This is a genomic window from Pseudonocardia adelaidensis (assembly GCF_039543345.1).
GTDB classification, from domain to species: Bacteria; Actinomycetota; Actinomycetes; order Mycobacteriales; family Pseudonocardiaceae; genus Pseudonocardia; species Pseudonocardia adelaidensis.
This window is the reverse complement of record NZ_BAABJO010000001.1, coordinates 52,610-70,273: the sequence shown is the minus strand read 5'-3', so window position 1 is coordinate 70,273 and position 17,664 is coordinate 52,610. Positions and strand designations below refer to the sequence as shown.

Sequence of the window (17,664 nt, the reverse complement as noted above, 5' to 3'; positions counted from 1 at the left end):
GGATCAGTAGATGTTCCGGAGGCGGTGGGCGCCCGCGGCCTCGTCGGCCTCGTAGGCGTCGGCGCTCGCGCGCAGGGCGCCTGCGATGGACGCGAAGCGCGCGGCACCCTCGTGGACCAGCCGGGCCATCTTGGCGCGCAGCTCCTCGTAGGCGGCCGCGGCGGACTGCCCGGCGAAGGAGAACGCGGCAGCGTCGAGCTTCTGCCCGTCGGCGGCGGCGGCCGCGGCGGCCATCGTCTCGGCCGCGGCGGTCCACCCGTCGGCGTCGGCCCTCAGCGCGGCGAGCGAAACCGTGATCTGCTCGGGTGTCGGTGCCATCGGTGCTGCTTCCCCCTCATCAACGCGAGTGCGGCGAACTGAACGGAGCGAACGGGGTGCCGGCGAGGAACGCCGCCAGGTCCGGGCAGCTCGCGAGCGCACGCTCGGGCTGCGCCGAGATCAGGGTGAGCGCGCCCCGCAGGGCGTGGCCGACGTGCCGTTCGAGGTCTCGGGAGGCGGCGGTGCGCAGCCACTCCGGATCGAGCTCCAGGCCGGTGACCTGGCCGCCGCTGACCCGGGCGACGGCCAGCCGGCCCGGGCTGCTCGCGGTCTCGGTGGTCCGGCGCAGCGCCATGAGCTGTTGCCGGAACTCGCGCAGGTCGCGCCGTGCGCGCGACAGCGAGTCGATCGTGGGCCGGCCCGCCTGGCCCGGCACCGCCCGGCCGGGCGGTGCCGGTTCGACGACATCGGCCGAGGCCCAGGCCACGAGGCGCGCGGTCGTGGCCTCGCAGAACGCCTGCAGGACCGCCGCCGCCAGCCCCGCCGTGCCGACGGCCGAGCGCCACCCGTGCTCCAGCACGACCGTGGCATCCCGGGCGGCGCCGTCGAGCGCGACGTGGACCCGGCCCGTGGGGTCCTCCCCGGAGTACCGGCCGAGCGGCCATCCCCGTTCCATGCGCCGGACGGTACGAGGCGCGCGCGTTCCGCGGGCCCGTTTCGGAGAACTCGGGTTCAGCGGCCGGTCAGCGGCCGGTCAGGACGAAGGTCGCGAGGTCGTCGAGGAGCGGACGGCGGGGCGAGGATCGGTCGGCCACGAGCGCGACCTCACGGGCCGTCCACTCCGCGGCGACCGGCTCGCCGGCGAGCCCGGCCGGAACCCGCCCCCTCGCCAGCACGACGTCGGCCCGGAACGGCTGCGGGTGCGTCACCGGCACGATCCCGATCGTCGCGTCGAAGACCACGGCGGCGAGGTCGTCGAGCCCGGACACCGGGGCGCCGAGCCACTGGCCACCCAGCCTGCGGGTGGCCGGGCCGAGGGTGCAGCGCACCGGCGGCACGCCCGTCAGCTCGTCGGACAGCGCCGTGACGAGCGGGTCGACGAGGTGCTCCGGCACGTGCCCGAGCGGGCGCAGCTTCACCACCCACTGCTCGGGCACGGACCACGTGACGCCCGCGACGGGCTCCCGCCGCAGCGCGCCGAGCACCTCGACGACGACGTCGGCGGGCGGCCGGGTGGCCACGAACAGCCGCATCGTCCCAGCGTATTGGCCGTGAGCGGATACGAGTGCTGGAGCACCCGTATCCACCCACGGGCTACGAACGGGCGGCAGTGAGGACCGAGCGCACGGACGGCCACGAGGCCAGGGCGTCCCGGACGTCGGGGTTCGGCTCCGTGCGGACGGCCTCGGCGTGGGCGTCGGCGAGCACGTCGTCGATCAGCACCCGCTGCCCGGTGTCCGCCGAGCGCACCGCCGCCTCGACCATGGCGAGGCTGAGCACGTTCTCGTGCACCTCGCCCATGGGCGGCGCGCCGGTGCGCAGGGCGTCGGTGAACACCAGCAGCGCCCCCTCGATGCCGGAGTAGGGCGACGCGGGCCGGGGCGCCGGGTCGACGTCGCCCTCGAGCACCGGGTCGTGGTCGCCGTCCCAGTGGGCGGAGCCCTTCTCCGCGGAGAGGCGCCACTCGCCGTTCCAGGACGTCTGCCGGCCAGGGCTGCACCAGCTCCCGGCATAGGTGTAGCGGACGCCCCCGGTCATCTCGAACACCGCAGTGGCCGCCGCGTCCCCCGCGAACCAGCTCCACGGCGGGTTGTGCGACTCGCAGTACGCTGCAACGGGCTCGGCCCCGAGCACGAACCGGGCCGAGTCGAACGGGTGGATCGCCATGTCGACCAGTAGCGGGTGGGCCATCTCCTCGCGGAACCCGGGGAAGTGGGGCGCCCGGAAGAACTCGGTCGTCAGCGAGCCGGGGGTGCCCAGGTCCTCCGCCATCGCCCGCAGCGCGAACAACTGCGGGTTCCACCGCCGCGACTGGCTCACCATGAACAGCCGCCCGGTCACCTCCGAGGCGGCTGCGAGCGAGAGCGCCTGCGCCACGGTCGGGGCGACCGGCTTCTCGCCGAGCACGTCGAGCCCGGCGAACAGGGCGGCGGTGGTGACGGGGTGGTGGGCTTCCGGCACGGTCGCGTTCACGACCGCGCGCGCCCCGGTGGCCGCGGCGAGCGCGACCGCGTCGGTGCCGGTGGGCACCGGCCTGCCGAGCGCCGCCGCGGCCGCGCCGGCGGTGGCCGGGTCGATGTCGGCGATCCCGGCCAGCTCGACGTCCGGTGCCGCCTCGATCGTGTCGCGCCAGGCCCGCCCCATGAGGCCCGCGCCGACCAGCACCACGCGCAACGGGTCTGCGAGGGTCATCTCACGGCCTCGCTGCGCTCGGCCGACGATGACCCTGAGGCGCTGTGCCATGATTCGCTCGCAAGCTCGCTCATCCCAGCGGCCCCGTGTAGCCGGCGCCCTTGAAGAACTCGCCCGTCTCGTACCGCAGCAGCACCGGCGCAGTGCGCTCGGGCCGGTCCGTCCTGGCCCACTTGACGCCGTTGGCGATCACCCGCCGGACGTCCTTGTGGTGGTAGGTCGGGTAGTCCTGGTCACCGGGGCGGAAGTAGAAGATCTTGCCGTAGCCGCGGTGGAACGTGCAGCCGCTGCGGAAGGCCTCCCCGCCGGAGAACGTGCTGATGAAGATCAGCTCGTCGGGGGCGGGGATGTCGAAGAACTCCCCGTACATCTCGTCCTCCTCGATCTCGAGGGGGTGCGGCACGCCCTCGGCGATCGGGTGGGTGGGGTCGACGGTCCAGATCAGCTCGCGGTCGTGCTCGCTGCGCCAGCGCAGCGTGCAGCTGGTGCCCATGAGCTTGGTGAAGATCTTCGACCAGTGCCCGGAGTGCAGCACGACGAGTCCCATGCCGGACAGCACGTGCTGGTGCACGCGCTCCACGACCTCGTCGGCCACCTCGCCGTGGGCGGCGTGGCCCCACCAGACCAGCACGTCGGTGTCCTGCAGCGACTCCTCGGTGAGCCCGTGCTCCGGGTCGTCGAGGGTTACGGTGCGCACGACCGCGCCGTCACCCAGGTTCTCCCGGATGCCGTCGGCGATCGTCTCGTGCATGCCGTCGGGGTAGATCTTGCGGACGTGCTCCTCGATCTTCTCGTGGCGGTTCTCGCCCCAGACGGTCACGCGGACGGGAGTCACAGATTGCGTCCTTTCTACTTCACCGCGCCGCTGGCGACGCCCGCGGCGACGAATCGCTGGGCCACCAGCAGCAGCACCACTGCGGGGATCGAGGCGAGCACGGCGGTGGCCATCACCGAGCTCCAGTCGTTCACGTACGTGCCGATGTACTGGTAGATGCCCAGGGTCACCGGCCGCACCGTCTCGGTGGTGGTCAGCGTGAGCGCGAACAGGAAGTCGCTCCACGTGAACAGGAACGTGAAGAGCGCCGCCGTCACCAGCGCGTTGCGGCTCATCGGCACGACGATCGCGACGAACGCGCGGATCTGCCCCGCCCCGTCCACGCGCGCGGCCTCGATGACCTCGCCGGGGATCGAGAGCAGGTACGCCCGCATGATCAGGATCGCGAACGGGATGCCGTGCGTGGAGTCGGCGAGGATCAGGCCCGGGATCGAGTTGAGCAGGCCGAGGTCGCTGTAGGCGTTGTACAGCGCGTTGGCCACGACGATGCCCGGGATCATCTGGCTGATCAGGATCCCGAACAGCACCACGCCGGCGCCGCGCACCTTGAACTGCGCCAGCGCGTAGGCCGCGGGCGTGGCGATCAGCAGGCTGAACAGCACGCTGCCGGCCGCCACGATCAGGCTCGTGACGAGGTTGCGTCCCTGCTCGCGCAGCGCCGTGCCATAGCCGTCGAAGGACAGCTCGAGCGGGATCCACGGCGTGCCGACGGCCGAGCCCGCCGGCTGCAACGAGACGTTGAGCATCCAGTACAGCGGGAAGAGCATCACCGCGAGGATCAGCACGCCGATCACGGTGTTGCCCCAACTGCGGGTGCGGGTGTTCATCGGCGCCTCACCGGGCCAGGGCGCGCCGGTTGGCGCGCAGGTAGAGGAGTGCGAACACGAGCGAGATGACGATGAGCACGTTGCCCAGCGCGGCGCCCTCGCCGAAGCGGAACTCCTGGAACGACAGGTGGTAGGCCTGCGTGGCGATCGTCTGCGTCGCGTTGGCCGGGCCGCCGTCGGTGAGCCCGAGGATGATGTCCAGCACCTTGATCGTGTAGACGACCCCGAGCACCAGCACCACGTTCACCACCGGCCGCAGCAGCGGCCACGTCACGTGCCGGAACGCGCGCCAGCCGGTGGCGCCATCGAGCGCTGCCGCCTCGTACAGCTCCTGCGGCACGTCCTGCAGGCCGCCGTAGAGGATCGTGGTGTTGAACGGGATGCCGATCCAGATGTTCACGCCGATCACCGCGATCAGGGCGAGCGAGGTGCTGGTGAGCCAGCCGGGGTGCTCGGCGAGGCCGATGGCGGAGAGGAACCGGTTGAGCGCCCCGTTGTCCTGGTCGAGGATCCAGCGCCACACGGCCCCGGACACGATGAGCGGGATCAGCCACGGCAGCAGCAGCAGCGAGCGCAGCACGCCCGACAGCGGGAACCGCCGGTGGAAGAACAGCGCGATCCCCAGCCCGATCACGAACTGGCCCGCGATCGAGCCGACCGTGAACAGCACCGTGTTGAGCAGTGCGGTGCCGAACACGTTCGACGAGAGCACGGCGACGTAGTTGGCCAGCCCCACGAACGGCGCCTCGCCCGTGTAGAACGTGCGGGTCGAGTACTCCTGGAACCCCATCACGGCGTTCTGGACCACCGGGTAGCCGAAGAAGAGCAGCAGGTAGACCACCGCGGGCACGAGGAAGGCCAACTGCAGCAGCCGCTCCCGCCCGCGCGGCGACCACCACCCACCCGCGGGCCGGCGCGGGGCGGGAGCGGGCGCCGCGTCGGCTACGGCGGCCCGCCCGGGCGCGGTTGCGGTGTCAGCCATTCTGGGCCTGCTGGAGGGCCTGGAGCGGCGGCGCACCCCCGGTGATCGCCGTCTGCACCGCGGTGTAGATGCGGGTGGCCGCGGCCGGCCACTCCGGGCCGAGCTTGCCGGTGCGGGCCCTGGCCGTCTGCACGATGTCGGTGAAGGCCGCCATCCGGGGCACGTCGGCGACGAACCGGTCCCGCAGTGCCGTCTTCGTGGGCACGGTGGTGCGCTCGGTGGCCAGCGCGATCTGGTTGTCGTCGGTGTTCAGGCAGGCCACGACCTCGGCCGCCTTGGCCTGGCGGGCCTTGTCACCGGTCTGCGGGATCGTCCAGGTCTCTCCGCCGAGCGGGGCCACCACGGACTCGCCCGCCTGCGGCACCGGGATCGGCACGACCTCGTAGTGCAGCCCGTCGACCTTGTCGAGCGCGGGGAACTGCCACGGTCCGTTGACCATCATCGCCGCGTTGCCCGCCGCGAACTGGTCCTTGACGTCGGCCTGCTTCCAGTTCAGCACCGACCGCGACGCCGACCCGGAGTTCACCAGGTCGACCCACAGCTGCAGCGCCTCCGCCGTCTCCGGGCTCGCGATGTTCGTCTCGTCGCCGCCGTTGGTCCACATGAACGGCAGGAACTGCCAGGCGCCCTCGTAGTCGGCCACGGCGGAGAACGCGATGCCGTACCGCTGGCCCTGGGTGAGCGCCGCCGCGGCGGCCTTGAGCTCGTCCCACGTCTTGGGCGGGGTGATACCCGCCTGGTTGAGCATGTCGACGTTGTAGAACAGGCCGATCGAGTTGGTCACCGGCTGCAGCCCGTAGACCTGGCCCTCGAACGTCGAGGCGTTGCGGACGCCCTCCTGGAAGCCGTCGGCGGACAGGCCGAAGTCGCTGATCGGGGCGAGCGCGCCGGTCTGGGCGATCTGCTGCAGGTCCGGGTTGTCGAGCATGAGGACGTCCGGCAGCGTCCGCGACGACGCCTGCTGCAGCACCTTCGCGATGAGGGAGTCGCCCGGCACGACCTCGCGTTCGATCGTCACCCCTGCCTGCTGGCCGCACTCGTCGAGCTTCTTCGCGTAGACGGACTTGTCGGGCTCGTTGTTGTAGTAGTCGAGCACCCGGAGCGAGGTGACGTCGCCGCCACCACCGCCCCCGCCGCTCCCACCGCCGCACGCGGTGAGCCCGAGCGCGGCAGCCGCGACCAGGGCGGGGAGGGCGGTCCGTAGCAATGCTCCTCGTCGAGCCATGTCCGGTCCTCTCGGTCGATACGTATCGATGACGGTCAAGGGGTGGTCGCGGGGTGCGCGACCGGCGTCAGGGGGCGGGGAGCGTGGTCTCCCTGCGCGTGAGCCGGGGGCGGATCAGCTCGACGAGCTGGGTGGGGCGGTCTCCGGAGCGGTCGAGCAGGCGGAACAGGATCTCCATCGCGCGCCGCGAGACGTCCCGCGGCTCCAGCGACACGTTCGTGACGGCAGGCGTGCTCGCCTCGGCGGCCACGTCGGTGCACAGCCCGATCAGCGAGATGTCCCGGCCCGGGACGACACCGCGGTCGAGCAGGGCCTGCAGCACCGGCTGGACCGCGGGCGAGTTGGGGACGACGATGCCGGTCCGGTCGCCGCCGCGGGCGAGCGCCTCCCGCACCGCGGCCTCGGCCCCCGCGCGGTCCGGCGGGACCGGGCTCACGAGGTCCAGACCGATGCCGTGCGCCTCGGCGGCCGCGGTGGCGCCGCGCTGGAACCGGCGCACGAAGTTGATGTCGCGCTCCACGACGTCGGGGGCGTGGCCGATCACCACGACCCGGTCGTGCCCGGCCGCCGCCAGCTCGTCCACGGCGAGGCGCCCGGCATCGGCGAAGTCCACGTCCACGCAGTGCAGCCCGGCGCTGTCGTCCGGGACGCCGATGAGGAGCACCGGCACCCGCAGCGCCGCGGCCACCGGGATCCGGGCGTCGTCGGCCTCGATGTCCATCATCACGATCGCGTCGCAGAGGGCGCGGCCGGCGAGCCGGGTGAGGCCCGCCGAACCCTCGTCGGCCGTGACGAGCAGGACGTCGTGGTCCTCGGCGCGGGCGCACCCGGCGATCGTCTCGATGAACGGGAGCAGGCCGGTGGTGTCCGCGCCCGGCCGGAACCGGACGACGAGGCCGATCACCTGCGTGCGCTGGCTGGCCAGGGCTCGTGCCCCGGCGTTGGGCTGGTAGGTGAGCTGTTCGATGGCGTCGAGCACGCGCTTGCGGGTCTCGGCCGAGATCGACCGGCGACCGCTCATCACGTAGGAGACGGTGCTCTGCGAGACCCCCGCGACCCGGGCGACGTCCCGGCTGGTGACCACGGCGTCCCCCTTCCTCGGGAAATCGGCATGGGAGTCGATACGCATCGACAGTGCGCGTGACGGTAGCCACCCGGACGTGTGAACGCAACCTCCGCTGGGCTGCCGAATGGCGGTTCCTCCCACCGGTCCGGGACGATCTGCCCACTGGCCGCCGAGGAAAGGTTGTGCATGACCACACCGAACGTGGATCCCAACGCCATCCCCGAGGACGAGCCGATCGGCGAGGGCCGCCCGGCCGCCGAGGCCCAGGTGCACCCACCGGTGTGGGACTCCCACCCGGAGCACCACAAGTGGGAGTACGTGCAGGAGATGGGTGGCTGGGTACGCGACTACGACCCGGAGTCGCTCTGCAACTCGGTCGGGGCGATCCCCTTCCAGCCCACGTTCGGCTACCCGCCGCCGCATCCCCGTTGCCTGCTCGGCGAGTGCACCTGCGGGGCCACCCGGTAGCGCCTGCGCGGGCCGGACGGGTGGCAGACTCGGTCGATCACAGGGGCCCGAGGACCGGGGGTGCCAGCCAGTGGCCGCGACGATGCCCGACGTCGCCCGCCCGGGCGGGGGTGTCGGTCAAGACCGTGTCAACGTGGTCAACGACTTCCCGCACGTGGGTGGTCCGTGCTCTCGGCGTACCGGCAGGCGTCCGGCGCCGACCTCGTCATGCTCCGCGCGCCGGGGTAGACCACAGCGCAGGGGCCGGGCACGTGGTTGCAGGCCTCCCAGCTCTGCACGATCAGCCGGTGCAGCGAGCACCCCCGGGAGGCCGCCGGTGGTGGCGGCGTGCAACGCCTCGGCGTCGAGCCCGCGGATGTCGCCATCTCCTGGGGCCCCGTCGCGGATCCTCGTCAGGCGGGCGTCGGGACGCCGAGCCCTTCCGCCGTGCGGACGATCGCCGCCCACGTGTCCACGGGGAGCGGGACGCCCTCGGCGAGGCGCGCCTCGCGGCTTGCCGCCTCCGGGTCACCGGGGGCCAGCACCGGCGCGGCGGGGTCGCTCGGGCGTGCTCCGAGCACCCAGTCCAGGTACTCACGGCCGATCCGCTCGAACTCGGCCTGCGTGCCGAAGTGGGCGGGGGAGAGGTAGATCGACAGCATCCCGTTGGTGATGCCCTTGCGCGGGCCGTCGAGCGGGCCGGCGCACCCGCCCGCGGTGAACGCCCCTGCGAGCAGCTCGCACATGAGCGCGAGGCCCGACCCCTTGTGCTCACCGAACGCCCGGATGGCGCCATCCCCGCCGCTCGGCCGGCGCAGGTCGGTGGGTCCGTAGTCGCCGTAGAGGACGTGCGGGTCGCTCGACGTCATGCCGTCCGGCCCGATCAGCGCGTCCGGTGGGAGCGGCCTGCCTCCGAAGGAGGCCACCTGCACCTTGCCCTCCGCGACCAGCGACGTGGCGAAGTCGAGCACCACCGGGCGTTCCGGCAGCGGGATCCCGACGGCGAACGGGGCGGTCGAGAACCGCCGCTCGACGGCCCCGAACGGCGCCACCAGCGGCGACCCGGCCACGTTCACGAAGTGGATCGAGACCAGGCCCGCGGCGAGCGCGGTCTCGGCGTAGGCGCCCACCCGGCCGATGTGCCCGGAGTTGCGCAGCGCCACGATGCAGGTCCCGTTCGCCCCGGCGCGCTCGATGCCGAGCGCCACGGCCTCGGTGGCGATCGTCTGGCCGAACCCCTCGTTGCCGTCGAGCACGACGAACGCGCCACCGTCGGTGACGACCTCGGCCCGCTGCCCGGCCCGGACCCAGCCCTCCCGCATCCAGTCGACGTACAGCGGCACGCGCACGACGCCGTGGCTGTCGTGGCCCGCGAGGTTCGCGCCGACCAGCTCGCGGGCGATCAGCCCCGCCTCCTCGTCTGCGCACCCCGCCGCGGCGAAGATCGACCGCACGGTCGATTCCAGCTCGCCGGCACTGATCAGCCGTACCCCGGTGTTCGTCTCGCTCCTCGTCACCGGTCCAGCATGACTGACGTCGCGACCGCACGGGCGACCACTTCCAACGAGCGAATAGGCCGTTCGGAGTAAGCGCTGGGTGACTTCGGTATCACCCATGCTGCCCCGTACGAGGGAGGCGGCGGTTACGGAGGAGTCACGCAACTGTGCCCCTCCGTAACCGAACGCGTGCCAGCATTGCGCATCCCGTTCCGGGCTCCGCATGGAGACGCGGGGGCTGTTTCCGGCGAACTGCGGGCTCGCGGCCGGGTGTGTTCCCGGGTGCGGATCCCCGCGCGTCATTTTTCCTGCCCGAGGAGCCCTGGATGGGATGTGAACGCGAGCGGGCCGAGGTCCGCGAACGTTCGGAAATGCGACGCTCCGCCGCGCGCGTCGCCCACCCGGTGGGGGCGGCCCGGAGCGGAACCCGGTTGGGTAATGAGTGCGCACTCATTTACGCTTGTCCGGTGCCCGGCTCGACTCGGCGCGCCCCTCGCATGGCGCCCGCCGCCCGCCGCGCGGCGATCATCGAGGCCGCGCGGCCGCTCGTGATGCGCTACGGCTCCGCGGTCACCACCCGCCAGATCGCCGAGGCGGGCGGCATCGCGGAGGGCACGATCTTCCGGGTCTTCGCCGACAAGGAGTCGGTGGTGCAGGCCGTCGTCGACGAGGTCTTCGACCCGGCGCCGACGCTGCGCGGGCTGGCGGCGGTCGACCGCCACCTCCCGCTGCGCGAACGGCTCGTCGCGGCCACCGTCGTGCTGCAGGACCGGCTGTCGCAGGTGTTCGGCCTGCTCGACGCGCTCGGCTGGATCCGGCCCCCCGAGCCGGAGGAGCTCGACCGGCGGCCGATGCCGCCCGCGGCGATAAACGACGCGCTCCGGGCCGCGCTGGTCGATATCGTCGGCCCGGACGAGCGCCTGCTGCGGGTCCCGGCCCCCGAGCTGGCCCACGTGCTGCGGCTGCTCATCTTCTCCGGCACCCACCCGATGATCTCCGACGGCCGCCTGCTGACCCCGGAGCAGATCGTCTCGATCCTGCTCGACGGGGTCGCCCTCCCCACCACCCGCGAGGACGACCCATGCTGATCCGGCTGTTGCGCGCCCACCTGCGCGCCCACTCCAGACCGTTGCTCGCGGTGGTCGCGTTGCAGTTCGCGGGCACCATGGCCTCGCTCTACCTGCCCAGCCTCAACGCCGACATCATCGACAAGGGCATCGCCCGCGGCGACACGGGCTACATCATGTCCGTCGGCGGCTGGATGCTGCTGGTCACGCTCGTGCAGATCGTCTGCTCGGTGGCCGCCGTCTACCACGGCGCCCGCACGGCCATGGGTTTCGGGCGGGACGTGCGCGCGGCGCTCTTCCACCGGGTCGGGGAGTTCTCGGTGCGGGAGCTCAACCACTTCGGCGCACCGTCGCTGATCACCCGCGGCACCAACGACGTGCAGCAGGTGCAGATGCTCGTGCTGATGTCCTGCACGATGCTGGTCACGGCGCCGATCATGTGCTTCGGCGGCGTGGTCATGGCGCTGCAGGAGGACACGCACCTGTCCTGGCTGATGCTCGTGTGCGTGCCCGTGCTGGTCGCCGCGATCGGCTCGGTGATCCTGCGCATGGTGCCCGGCTTCCGCGAGATGCAGACCCGGATCGACCAGGTCAACCGCATCCTGCGCGAGCAGATCACCGGCATCCGGGTCGTGCGGGCCTTCGTGCGCGAACCACAGGAGACCGCCCGCTTCGAGACCGCGAACGCCGATCTCACCGCCGTCGCCCTGCGCGTGGGCCGGCTGATGGCCACGGTCTTCCCGATCGTGATGCTCGTGCTGAACCTGTCGAGCGTGGCCGTGCTCTGGTTCGGCGCCGAGCGCATCGACGCGGGTCAGATGCAGATCGGTGCGCTCACCGCGTTCCTGGCCTACCTGATCCAGATCCTGATGTCGGTCATGATGGCCACCTTCATGACGATGATGATCCCGCGGGCCGCCGTGTGCGCGGAGCGGATCGTCGAGGTGCTCGACACCGAGTCGTCGGTGGCCCTGCCTGCCGAGCCGGTCACGCCGGCCGCCCCCACCGGAGCGCTCGAGCTGCGCGGCGCCGGGTTCACCTACCCGGGCGCCGACGCCCCGGTGCTGCACGACGTCACGTTCACCGCGACGCCGGGCACCACCACGGCGATCATCGGCAGCACCGGCGCGGGGAAGACCACCCTGCTCGGGCTCGTGCCGCGGCTCTTCGACGCCACGAGCGGGCAGGTGCTCGTGGACGGCGTCGACGTGCGCGACCTGGAGCCGGAGTACCTGTGGAGCCGGGTCGGGATCGTGCCGCAGAAGCCGTACCTGTTCACCGGCACCGTGGCGAGCAACCTGCGCTACGGCAACCCGGACGCAGGAGACGACGAGCTGTGGGCCGCGCTCGAGGTGGCCCAGGCGGCCGACTTCGTGCGGGCCATGCCCGAGGGTCTCGACGCCCCGATCGCTCAGGGCGGCACCAACGTGTCCGGCGGGCAGCGCCAGCGCATCGCGATCGCCCGCGTGCTCGTCCGGCGGCCGCAGGTCTACCTCTTCGACGACTCGTTCTCGGCGCTCGACCTGGCCACCGACGCCCGGCTGCGCGCGGCCCTGCGGCCGGTCACCGCCACGGCCACCGTCGTGGTCGTGGCGCAGCGGGTGGCGAGCATCCGCGACGCCGACCAGATCGTCGTGCTCGACGACGGTGCGGTGGTCGGGATGGGCGACCACCACGAGCTGCTGGCGGGCTGCCCGACCTACGCGGAGATCGTCGCGTCCCAGTTCACCCCGGAGGAAGTGGCATGACCCGGCCGAACGCGCCCGCCGCGGACACCAACCGCGCCGCGCGCGAGATGCGAGTGGCCCGGCGCGGCGGCCCGCCGTGGGCGGGCATGGGCATGCCGGCGGAGAAGTCGCTCGCCTTCGGCCCGTCGGCACGCCGGCTGATGGGCCGCCTCGCGCCCGAGCGGGTCGGCGTCGTGGCGGTCGTGCTCCTGGGCGTGGTCAGCGTGGCGCTCTCCTCGGTGGGGCCGCTCGTGCTCGGCCGGGCCACCGACGTGATCTTCGCCGGGGTGATCGGCCGCCAGCTGGAGCCGGGTGCGTCCGTCGGGGAGGCCGCGGCGCAGGCCAGGGCGACGGGCAACGACACGTACGCCAACGTGATCGAGGGCGCGGGCGTCGTGCCGGGGCAGGGTATCGACTTCGGCCTGCTCGGCCGGGTGCTGATGGCGGTCGTGGCGATCTACGTGGTCGCGTCGCTGTTCGGCTGGCTGCAGGGTTACCTGCTCAACGGCGTGGTCCAGCGCACGATCTTCGCCCTGCGCCGCGACGTCGAGGACAAGATCAACCGCCTTCCGCTGCGCCACTTCGACCGGCAGCCGCGCGGGGAGCTGCTCAGCCGCGTCACCAACGACATCGACAACGTCTCCCAGAGCCTGCAGCAGACGCTGTCCCAGCTGCTCACGTCGCTGCTCACCGTCGTCTTCGTCGTGCTGATGATGCTGTGGATCTCCCCGCTGCTCGCGCTCGTGGCGCTCGTGTCGATCCCGCTGTCGCTGCTCGTCACGAACGCGATCACGAAGCGCTCGCAGAAGCAGTTCGTGGCGCAGTGGCGCCACACCGGAGAGCTGAACGCGCACGTCGAGGAGGCCTTCACCGGCCACGAGCTGGTGCGGGTGTTCGGCCGCCGCCGCGAGGTGGAGGCCGAGTTCACGGCCAGGAACGAGCGCCTCTACGACGCCAGCTACCGGGCGCAGTTCATCTCCGGGATCATCATGCCGTCGATGATGTTCATCGGGAACCTGAACTACGTGCTCGTGGCCGTGGTCGGCGGGCTGCGCGTGGCGTCGGGTGCGATGAGCCTCGGCGACGTGCAGGCGTTCGTCCAGTACTCGCGCCAGTTCACCCAGCCGCTCACCCAGATCGCGTCGATGATCAACCTCCTGCAGTCCGGCGTGGCATCGGCGGAGCGGGTGTTCGAGCTGCTCGACGCCGAGGAGCAGGTCCCCGGCCCGGCCCGGCCCGCCGTGCCCGGGACCCGCTCCGGCCGCGTGGTCTTCGAGGACGTCTCGTTCCGGTACGAGGCGGACCAGCCGCTGATCGAGCACCTCTCGCTCGTGGCGGAGCCCGGGCAGACGATCGCGATCGTCGGCCCGACCGGGGCGGGCAAGACCACGCTCGTCAACCTGATCATGCGCTTCTACGAGCTCGACTCCGGCCGCATCACGCTCGACGGCGTCGACATCGCCGCGATGGACCGGGCCACCCTGCGTTCGGGCACGGGTATGGTGCTGCAGGACACGTGGCTCTTCGGCGGCACGATCCGCGACAACATCGGCTACGGCAACCCGGCGGCCTCCGAGGAGGAGATCGTGGCCGCGGCGCGGGCCACCTACGTCGACCGGTTCGTGCGCAGCCTCCCGGACGGCTACGACACGGTGATCGACGACGAGGGGTCGAACGTCAGCGCGGGGGAGAAGCAGCTGATCACGATCGCGCGCGCGTTCCTCGCCGACCCCACGCTGCTGATCCTCGACGAGGCCACCAGCTCGGTGGACACCCGCACCGAGCTGCTCGTGCAGCGGGCGATGGCCGCGCTGCGCACCGACCGCACCAGCTTCGTGATCGCCCACCGCCTCTCCACGATCCGCGACGCCGACCTGATCCTGGTGATGGAGTCCGGGCGGATCGTGGAGCAGGGCACCCACGAGGACCTGGTAGCACGAGCAGGCGCCTACGCGGCGCTGTACGAGAGCCAGTTCGCGGGGGCGGTAGCCGCTCCCGACTGAGCACCCCCCGCAACGCGTGGGATGATCGTTTCATGCGCGTCGTCGTCGTCGGGTCCGGGGTCGCGGGGGCCGCTGTCGCCCATCACCTCTCCCGGCGCGGGGCCCGGGTCGTCGTCGACGACGCCCGGGCGGGGGTGGCGACGGCGGCGGGGGCCGGGATCGTCTCGCCGTGGGCCACGGCCGACCCGGCGCTGTTCGCACTGGCCGGACCCGCGGCCGGCTACTACCCGGAGCTCGTCGCCGCGCTGGCCGAGGACACCGACGAGCCCACGTCCTACTCGGTGGTCGGCGGCCTCGTCGTGGGCCGGGACGAGGGCGAGCTGCGGGAGGTCCACCGGCGCGTCGCGGCGCGGGCGGCCGAGCACCCGGCCGCCGGGGAGGCATCGCTCCTCGACCCCGCGCAGGCCCGCGCCCGGTTCCCGGTGCTGGATCAGGGGCTCTCGGCCGTGCACGTCGGCGGGGGAGCCCGCGTCGACGGCAGGCAGGTGCGGGCGAGCCTGCTGGACGCGGCGCGGCGGCGCGGCGCCGAGCTGCGCACCGGCACCGCCGCGCTGGCGGTCGGCGGCGTGCGGGTGGACGGCGAGCCGCTCGGCGCGGACGCCGTGGTCGTCGCGGCCGGGGCGTGGAGCACCGAGCTCGTTGCCCCGCTCGGCACGACGCTTCCGGTCGCCCCGCAGCGCGGGCAGATCACCCACCTCGAGGTCCCCTGGGATACGTCCCGGTGGCCGGTCGTCTCCCCGCTGGGCAGCGGCCACTACCTGCTCGCGTTCCCGGGTGGACGGGTCGTGGCCGGTGCCACCCGGGAGACCGGGTCCGGCTTCGACCACCGGGTGACCGCCGCCGGTCAGCTCGAGGTCCTCGAGCAGGCGCTCACGGTCGCGCCCGGCCTGCACGACGCCACCCTCCTGGAGACCCGCGTCGGCTTCCGCCCCGCCACCCCCGACGGGCTGCCCGTGCTCGGCCCGCTCCCCGGCCGCCCCGACGTATTCCTGGCCACCGGGTTCGGCCCGGTCGGCCTGACGATCGCCCCGCTGGCGGGCGCCCTGGTGGCCGACCTGGTGCTGGGCGAGGAGCCGCGCCTGGACGTGCGCCCCTACGCCCCGTCCCGCTTCGGTCCGACGAGCGGCCCGTTCGTCGGCTAGCTCGCAGCTCACGGATCGACGTGCCCGTGCGCGGAGGGCTCCCTGCCGGGGGTCGTCGAATCGCCGTGGCAGGTGCTCGGCGATCAAGGGCAGATGGTCGCCAAATGATCTCCAGCAGCGACCATTCGCCCTTGGTCACCGCCGTTGGGGGCGGATCGGGGCTCTTCCCCGATCCCGAGTTGCCGCGCACTGTGATCAGCCGAGTCCGGTTCGTCCCGGTACGCGTCACGGCGGGCACCGGGCGAGCATCTCACCCGCGCGGCCGGATGCCAGACTCCGCCGTCGTGAGCAGTCGTGTGATCGGTGTTCTCTGCGCGCTCGGGGTCCTGCTCTGCATCGCGCCCGGGGCCGCGTACGGGCAGGAACCGGGGGCCGAGCTCGCGCCGACGATGGTGGTGCTGGACGCGTCCGGGTCCATGACGGGGGCCGACCCGGCAGGCGGCACCAAGATGGACGCCGCGAAGCAGGCCGTGCACACCTTCCTCGGCGCCGCCCCGGACGGCGCTCCCGTCGGCCTCGCCGCCTACGGCACGGCCACCGGCAACTCCGACGCCGAACGGGCGCAGGGCTGCCAGGACGTCACGGTGGTGAGCCCGGTAGGGCCGCTCGACCGCACGGGCCTCGGCGCCGCCGTCGACCGGCTCACGCCGCGCGGGTACACGCCGATCGGGCGGGCGCTGCAGGTGGCGGCGGAGCAGCTGCCGCAGGAGGGGCCGCGCTCGATCGTCCTCGTCTCCGACGGGGTGGACACCTGCGCGCCGCCGGAACCCTGCGAGGTGGTCCGCACGCTCGCGGGGCAGGGCGTCGACCTGGTCGTCCACGCCGTCGGGTTCGGCGTCGACGCCGCGGCGCGCGCCCAGCTCAGCTGCATCGCGCAGGCCACCGGCGGCACCTACACCGACGCCCCCGACGCCGACGCCCTGCGCCGGGTGCTGCCGCGCGTCGCCGGGTCGGCCCTGCGCAACTACCAGCCCGCCGGCACGCCGATCACCGGCGCCGCCACCGTGGGGGCCGCGCCCGTCGCGGCACCGGGCCAGCACCTGGACACGATCGGCCAGCACGAGCAGCGCTACTACTCCGTGGACGTCCCGGAGGGCGCCACGGCCTACTTCAGCGCCACCGTGTCGTTCCCGCGCCTGCCCGGAGTCAGCATCACCAGCGACTTCAACGTGCTGGAGCTGCGCACCTACGGTGAGGCGGGCGAGGACTGCCACGAGTACGAGAACGAGCAGGCCACGAACTCCAGCCACGGCGAGGCCCTGACCGTCGAGACGACGTGGACCGGTGCCGCCGACCCGGAGACGGGCAACGCGACCGGCGACCGGTGCAAGGGCGGGGGCCGCTACACGTTCGCGCTCACCTGGGACCGGGTGTCGAGCGGCGTGCCCGAGCGGCTGCCCGTCGAGCTGCTCGTGGCGGTGGAGCCGCCGGTCGCCGACGCCGGTCCCGTGGCGGTGTTGCCGACGCCCGCGTTCGCCGAGCCGCAGGGGCCGCCCCGGCCGGTCGTCGGTGGCGGCTCGTTCAACGTCGCAGGCGCCCTGGACGGCTCCGGCCGCTACACCGACACCCTGCAGCGCGGGGAATTCGTGTTCTACCGGGTGCAGCTGGACTGGGGACAGGCACTGGCGTACCGCGTCCGGTTCGCGGAGACGCCGGGCCGGAGCCTGCGCAACCTGTCGCCCACCTCGACCGTCGTCTACGCGCCGTCCCGCGAGGAGATCTCCTCGGACAACTCGAGCTACACCGGCTCCGAGATGGTGCTCCCCTCGAGCAAACCCGCGATGACGACCGTTCCGGTGCGCTACAACAACCGCACGGCCGACGACTACCCCGCGCGGACGCAGAGCGTCGCGGGCACGTACTACATCGCCGTCCAGCTCGGCCCCGCCGCGGAGGATCCCGAGGCGGCCGTGCCCGTGCCGATCCAGCTCGACGTCAGCGTCTCGGGTGACCCCGAGCCGGGTCCGCGGTACGCGCAGGTCGCCGCGCCGCCCGGTGGGCAGGCTCCGGCCGGAGCGCCGAACGCGCAGGCCCCGGCGGTAAGGACCGTGATCGCGCCCGCCGGTTGGGTGGCGATCGGGGTCGGCGCGCTGGTGGTGATCGGGCTCGTCGTCGCGGTCGTCGCACGGCGCCGGCGTGGGGCATGATGCGGGAGGTTGATCCGATCAGGGGGAACG

The 17,664-nt window shown here is 72.8% G+C and carries 16 protein-coding genes; 6 read left to right on the top strand and 10 right to left on the bottom strand.

Features of this window, described 5'->3' with window-relative positions; all coding sequences use genetic code 11:
* Positions 1-3 precede the first annotated feature (3 nt).
* The 9 genes from ABEA81_RS00360 to ABEA81_RS00320 all read right to left on the bottom strand — a co-directional run bounded on the left by ABEA81_RS00360 (position 4) and on the right by ABEA81_RS00320 (position 7,623).
* The gene (locus tag ABEA81_RS00360) at positions 4-318 is read right to left on the bottom strand and encodes a hypothetical protein (RefSeq protein ID WP_345602410.1); all 315 of its coding nucleotides are present in this window, start codon (positions 316-318) and stop codon (positions 4-6) included.
* 19 nt (positions 319-337) lie between these two features.
* Positions 338-934 carry a hypothetical protein gene (locus ABEA81_RS00355; RefSeq protein ID WP_345602408.1) on the bottom strand — a complete coding sequence of 199 codons (597 nt, stop codon included), beginning with the start codon at positions 932-934 and terminating at the stop codon, positions 338-340.
* Between the two features lie 67 nt (positions 935-1,001).
* Complete coding sequence (locus tag ABEA81_RS00350) at positions 1,002-1,511, bottom strand: 2'-5' RNA ligase family protein (protein WP_345602406.1); 510 nt, start codon at positions 1,509-1,511, stop codon at positions 1,002-1,004.
* 61 nt (positions 1,512-1,572) lie between these two features.
* A complete protein-coding gene (locus ABEA81_RS00345) occupies positions 1,573-2,670 on the bottom strand; it encodes a Gfo/Idh/MocA family protein (RefSeq protein ID WP_345602404.1) in 1,098 nt (365 codons plus the stop codon).
* A gap of 70 nt (positions 2,671-2,740) precedes the next feature.
* Positions 2,741-3,505, bottom strand: a complete 765-nt coding sequence (locus tag ABEA81_RS00340; RefSeq protein ID WP_345602402.1) for a ThuA domain-containing protein — start codon at positions 3,503-3,505, stop codon at positions 2,741-2,743.
* 14 nt (positions 3,506-3,519) lie between these two features.
* Entirely contained in the window at positions 3,520-4,332 is an 813-nt protein-coding gene (locus tag ABEA81_RS00335) for a carbohydrate ABC transporter permease (protein WP_345602399.1), read from the bottom strand.
* Between the two features lie 7 nt (positions 4,333-4,339).
* Positions 4,340-5,314 carry a carbohydrate ABC transporter permease gene (locus ABEA81_RS00330; protein ID WP_345602397.1) on the bottom strand — a complete coding sequence of 325 codons (975 nt, stop codon included), beginning with the start codon at positions 5,312-5,314 and terminating at the stop codon, positions 4,340-4,342.
* Positions 5,307-6,539: a sugar ABC transporter substrate-binding protein gene (locus ABEA81_RS00325; RefSeq protein WP_345602395.1), complete on the bottom strand. Its 1,233-nt coding sequence runs from the start codon at positions 6,537-6,539 to the stop codon at positions 5,307-5,309. Before ABEA81_RS00325 ends, ABEA81_RS00330 begins: the two co-directional genes overlap by 8 nt.
* A 67-nt stretch (positions 6,540-6,606) precedes the next feature.
* Complete coding sequence (locus ABEA81_RS00320; RefSeq protein WP_345602394.1) at positions 6,607-7,623, bottom strand: LacI family DNA-binding transcriptional regulator; 1,017 nt, start codon at positions 7,621-7,623, stop codon at positions 6,607-6,609.
* A gap of 168 nt (positions 7,624-7,791) precedes the next feature.
* Here ABEA81_RS00320 and ABEA81_RS00315 point away from each other — a divergent pair, with 168 nt between their 5' ends.
* Positions 7,792-8,073 (top strand): hypothetical protein, encoded by a 282-nt coding sequence (locus ABEA81_RS00315; protein WP_345602393.1) that lies wholly within the window; start codon positions 7,792-7,794, stop codon positions 8,071-8,073.
* A gap of 392 nt (positions 8,074-8,465) precedes the next feature.
* Here the strand turns inward: ABEA81_RS00315 and ABEA81_RS00310 are convergent, their stop codons facing one another.
* Positions 8,466-9,569: a malate/lactate/ureidoglycolate dehydrogenase gene (locus tag ABEA81_RS00310; RefSeq protein WP_345602391.1), complete on the bottom strand. Its 1,104-nt coding sequence runs from the start codon at positions 9,567-9,569 to the stop codon at positions 8,466-8,468.
* 446 nt (positions 9,570-10,015) lie between these two features.
* Between ABEA81_RS00310 and ABEA81_RS00305 the strand changes: the two genes are divergently transcribed.
* The 5 genes from ABEA81_RS00305 to ABEA81_RS00285 all read left to right on the top strand — a co-directional run bounded on the left by ABEA81_RS00305 (position 10,016) and on the right by ABEA81_RS00285 (position 17,634).
* On the top strand, positions 10,016-10,636 hold the full coding sequence (locus ABEA81_RS00305) for a TetR/AcrR family transcriptional regulator (protein ID WP_345602390.1): 621 nt from the start codon (positions 10,016-10,018) through the stop codon (positions 10,634-10,636).
* Entirely contained in the window at positions 10,630-12,363 is a 1,734-nt protein-coding gene (locus tag ABEA81_RS00300; protein WP_345602389.1) for an ABC transporter ATP-binding protein, read from the top strand. The genes ABEA81_RS00305 and ABEA81_RS00300 overlap by 7 nt, the downstream gene beginning before the upstream one ends.
* Positions 12,360-14,345 (top strand): ABC transporter ATP-binding protein, encoded by a 1,986-nt coding sequence (locus ABEA81_RS00295; protein ID WP_425570405.1) that lies wholly within the window; start codon positions 12,360-12,362, stop codon positions 14,343-14,345. Before ABEA81_RS00300 ends, ABEA81_RS00295 begins: the two co-directional genes overlap by 4 nt.
* Positions 14,346-14,377: 32 nt before the next feature.
* The gene (locus ABEA81_RS00290) at positions 14,378-15,487 is read left to right on the top strand and encodes an NAD(P)/FAD-dependent oxidoreductase (protein WP_345602387.1); all 1,110 of its coding nucleotides are present in this window, start codon (positions 14,378-14,380) and stop codon (positions 15,485-15,487) included.
* A 284-nt stretch (positions 15,488-15,771) separates the two neighbouring features.
* The gene (locus tag ABEA81_RS00285; protein WP_345602386.1) at positions 15,772-17,634 is read left to right on the top strand and encodes a vWA domain-containing protein; all 1,863 of its coding nucleotides are present in this window, start codon (positions 15,772-15,774) and stop codon (positions 17,632-17,634) included.
* Positions 17,635-17,664 lie beyond the last annotated feature (30 nt).